We start from the raw sequence: 4,115 nt of genomic DNA, 5'->3' as shown, positions 1-4,115 counted from the left end.
GTTACACCCCGGCAGTGGCCACCATTCCGACCCCACACGCCTCCGCTCACCGCGCCGCCCATCCAACCTCCTCCACCATATCGTGATAACCAATACCTGTGGGTAGGTGCCACATCAGTTCAATTCGGACACACCCCCATAAAAATGTACGCGCTCCCAATTTCCACTAAACTTTTCCCGCCCCATAACATATACTATAGATGTTTGGTTTTATTCCAAGGAGACGCCGCTAACAGCTTGGTGCCCGGACTGGGGTAATTCGCGCACCACCATACCTGAGGAGGTAGCCTTCTTGATCACTCTCTCCAACGCACAATTCACCGCCACCATCAATCCACTCGGTGCCGAACTCACCACACTCACCCGCCGCTCCAACGGCCGCGAGTACATCTGGTCCGACACTACCGGTAAGTTCTGGGGCCGCCACGCGCCCATCCTGTTTCCTGCCATCGGCCGCTCCAACGACGACCACTACTTAGTCGACGGCCAGACCTTCCCCATGCGTCAACACGGCTTCGCGCGCGACTTTGAATTCGACGATGTCCAGCAAAGTAGCGATGAAACCGTCATCCTGACCCTGCACGCTAACGCCGAGACCAAGGCGCTGTACCCGTTTGACTTTGCGCTATCCGTCACCTATACGTTGACGGAAACCGGCCTGCAGGTGCAGTACCACGTCACCAATGCTTCTGCGCACCCAATGCCGTTCGCGCTGGGTTCACATCCTGGCTTTGCGCTAGAACAGCCACTCGGCCACTACACGGTCACGCTGACCGGCGCAAATACGCCGCTCACCAAGTTTGGTATTGGCCCCGTACCGTTCCGCAACGGGGCCGTGGAGCCATTCGCTGAATCCGATGGGGCCGCGATTCCATTAAGTCACGAACTGCTTGACGATGGCCTGATTATCATCAATGCACCCGAGGCCACCAGCGCTACTTTGGCCGCTAACGACGGGAGCTACCGGGTCACCATCAACCTGGCGGACTTCCCCTACCTGACTCTGTGGAGCCCGGAGCACAAAAACGCACCGTTCGTCTGCGTTGAACCGTTCCACGGGCTGCCCGACGTGGCCGGTGCCCCTACTGACTGGTACCAGAAAGCGGGTAACACTACCGTCGCCCCTGGCGGCACTTCAGCGTTTGGCTACGACCTCACGCTGAACTAAGCGTCACGCAAAACGCGCACCGCGTTCTCTTTGCAGAATGTGGTGTGCGTTTTACTTCGGCGCGATTAATCAGCGCTATAACTGACCACTTTGGTGCCCGCATCGCTACCGTACACAATTTGCTGAACCTTGACCGCAATCGTCTTAATCCGGCTGAAGTCGAGGGTGGTCTGGTTGTGCCCGTGCGTCATAATTACCAAGATGTATTTGTGCCCATCACTGGTGGTCACAATCGCCGCATCATTGTTAACGTCATCCAGGAAGCCCACCTTATCGGCCACCGTGGCCCCGCTATCCACTGACGCCACGCCTGCCGGGATGCCTGACCGGTAAACCTGCTTTTGCATCAGGCCCAACAAGTAGCTACGGTCGCTGCTATCACTGAAGACCCCCGTGCCCGCGTTCAAAGCCTGTAACACTTTGCGGAGACTCTGACTCGTGGTGCTGGCCGCCTCGTCACCGTCGTGAAAGACCGGACTGCTCCACCCTTGGCTCTTGATGAAGGCATTGATGCTGTCGGCACCATACTCGGCGAGAATCTCTTCCGGAAAGGTATTGCTGGAATTCACGACCATCTGGTAAAAGCCACTCTTGTTGGCAGTCGTCCAGCTGAATTTGCCTTCCTGGTGTAGGTGAAATAAGTACGCCGCGATAAACAATTTATATGTACTGGCCGAAGTCGCGGTAGTAGTGGCGTTACTGTCGGCCACAATCTGACCGTCACCATACGTTAATTGGTCCGTCGTACTGTCAGCGCTGCTACCACTGGTGGCGTCCAGACTGTAAAAGCTGACGCTGGCGTCGCCGTCAGCCGTAACCTTATCCAGATAATTTTGTAGGTTTTCCTGAATAATACTCCGTTTCTTGTTCGCGGCCGTGGTTGCGCTATCGGTGCTCGCCGACGAACTGGTGGCCGCCTGGGCGTGTTGCCCATTGCCAGTAGTGTCCCCGGCCGCCCGCCAGCACAGCAACGCCACGGCCATTGCACCAAAAATGACAACGATCGCCGCAACGTACCGCTCACGCTGGTGATTACTTACATGTTTCCGCAAAATAAATGAGCCCCCAAACTGTTAATAAAGACAGTTTAGCGGGCTCATTTTGCGACTTTGCCGTTAAAATATGACCAAATTGGGACTTTTTGTCGTTAAATCAAAGCAGCGGTGGTCACCGTACTGCTTTACTTCGCGTTGAGTGCCTTTGTGGCCTCTTCAAAATCGTCAAAGTGGTGCTTCGTGTGACCGATAATCTGGTAATCTTCGTGACCCTTACCGGCAATAAGCACGACATCCCCCGGCTTGGCGGCCTTAATGGCATACTGGATAGCCGTCCGCCGGTCCGTGAACCGCTGGTAACTGCCTGCAGGAACCGCGCTCACCACCATGTCGAGGATACTATCTGGGTCCTCCGTGCGTGGATTGTCGGAAGTGAAAACGGGATCAGTGGACAAACGCACCGCGATTTCACCCATAATATGGCGCTTGTTGTTGTCCCGGTCACCACCGGCGCCCACCACACAGAAAATGCGTTGCTTGGCGAACTTGCGGATGGTCGCCAGGACGTTCTCCAGCCCATCCGGCGTGTGCGCGTAATCCACGAGCACCACCACGTCTTTGTTGTTCGGCACCGGCTGGAAGCGCCCGGGCACGCCGGTTGCCGACTCGATGCTGGCAATAATGTCAGGCACCGCAATGCCCTGACCGTACGCCGCGCCAAAGGCAGCGAGGACGTTGTACACGTTAAATTCGCCAACCAGGTGCATGTGTACCGGGTAGGTCTGCCCGTAAAACTGCAGGTTGAACCGCGTCCCGTGGTTGGTGGTTTCGATATCGGTTGCCCGTACCGTTGCCGCCTGGTCCACGCCGTACGTGATGACGTTAGCCACCGTGTGGTCAGCAATCGCCACCAGCTTGGCCCCCGCCGGATCGTCCGTATTAATCACAGCCGTTTTGCTGCGACCGTTGTGGCTCATACCGCTCCCAAGCTCGCTGAACAGCAAACTTTTGGCCGCAAAGTAGGCCGCCATGGTCTTGTGGTAGTCCAGGTGATCCTCGGTCAGGTTAGTGAAAACCGCAGTGTCAAAGTCGGTTCCCCAGTTGCGGCCCTGATCGAGCGCAATCGACGATACCTCAATGGCCGCGGCCGCGTTACCCGCGTCGCGCATAGCCGCCAGCACCCGTTGCATGGTGTTGGCATCGGAGGTGGTATTCACCGTCGGCAGCTTTTCGTCACCAACTTTGTTGTAAAGCGTCCCCATAATCCCCGTGTTCATGCCGTTATCGCCGAGAATCTTGCTAATGAGGTGGGTGACGGTCGTCTTACCGTTCGTCCCGGTCACCCCGATGACGTTGAGGTCACGACTAGGGTTGCCGTTAAACGTGGCGGCAAGTTCAGCCAGCGCCTTGTGGGTGTCCGGCACCGTTACAACGAGCCCTTGGCCCTGGTACGTCACGGCGCGCTCAACCACGGCCATCGCGGCCCCGGCGGCAAACACTTCATCGAGGTGGTCGTGACCATCAAAGTTGGCGCCGGCAATGGCGACGAAGCATGCACCCGGACGTACCTCCCGGGTGTTGGCGGTCACCATGGTGATATCCATGGCGGCTTGGTGCAGCCGGTCCCGATCCGTGGGCCCGACAGCGAGAATATTAGTCAGCGTGTGTACCTGCATGCTGTTCTTCCTTTCTGAAACCGCTAATTGTTACATTCCTGTAACACTGATAGACATAGTATAACGTAAACCAGCGCGGCATGACTGCTTGTAACGGTATTTTTATTGCTTTTTCGCAAAAACATCACAATGCAACGTGACTGTGCAATGTGGTAAGAACATGCGGACAGGGTTGGGAGTTGCGGCTTACGTGCCTTCCGCCGTGGCTTGCTTCACCCGCACGCTCCGGCCGTTCCGGCCTCCACGGATAATTGAGCTTGAGAATGACGTGTACCC

General features: G+C 56.6%; 3 protein-coding genes. 1 reads left to right on the top strand and 2 read right to left on the bottom strand.

Annotated features, from left to right (window positions below; genetic code table 11):
• The first annotated feature begins 292 nt into the window (after window positions 1-292).
• Window positions 293-1,168, top strand: coding sequence for an aldose 1-epimerase family protein (locus LPA02S_RS10995; protein ID WP_054650725.1), 876 nt, complete (start codon window positions 293-295; stop codon window positions 1,166-1,168).
• 65 nt (window positions 1,169-1,233) lie between these two features.
• On the opposite strand, the gene LPA02S_RS10990 is transcribed toward LPA02S_RS10995, so the two are convergent.
• Together LPA02S_RS10990 and LPA02S_RS10985 are read right to left on the bottom strand one after the other, a co-directional pair.
• Window positions 1,234-2,220 carry a serine hydrolase gene (locus LPA02S_RS10990; protein ID WP_225350318.1) on the bottom strand — a complete coding sequence of 329 codons (987 nt, stop codon included), beginning with the start codon at window positions 2,218-2,220 and terminating at the stop codon, window positions 1,234-1,236.
• 128 nt (window positions 2,221-2,348) lie between these two features.
• Window positions 2,349-3,839 carry a UDP-N-acetylmuramoyl-L-alanyl-D-glutamate--2,6-diaminopimelate ligase gene (locus LPA02S_RS10985; RefSeq protein WP_054650722.1) on the bottom strand — a complete coding sequence of 497 codons (1,491 nt, stop codon included), beginning with the start codon at window positions 3,837-3,839 and terminating at the stop codon, window positions 2,349-2,351.
• Between the last annotated feature and the right edge of the window lie 276 nt (window positions 3,840-4,115).

The sequence above is a fragment of the Lacticaseibacillus pantheris DSM 15945 = JCM 12539 = NBRC 106106 genome (genome assembly GCF_001591865.1).
Lineage (GTDB): Bacteria > Bacillota > Bacilli > Lactobacillales > Lactobacillaceae > Lacticaseibacillus > Lacticaseibacillus pantheris.
The sequence above is the reverse complement of the archived record's forward strand: the minus strand, read 5'-3'. Positions and strand labels throughout refer to the sequence as shown.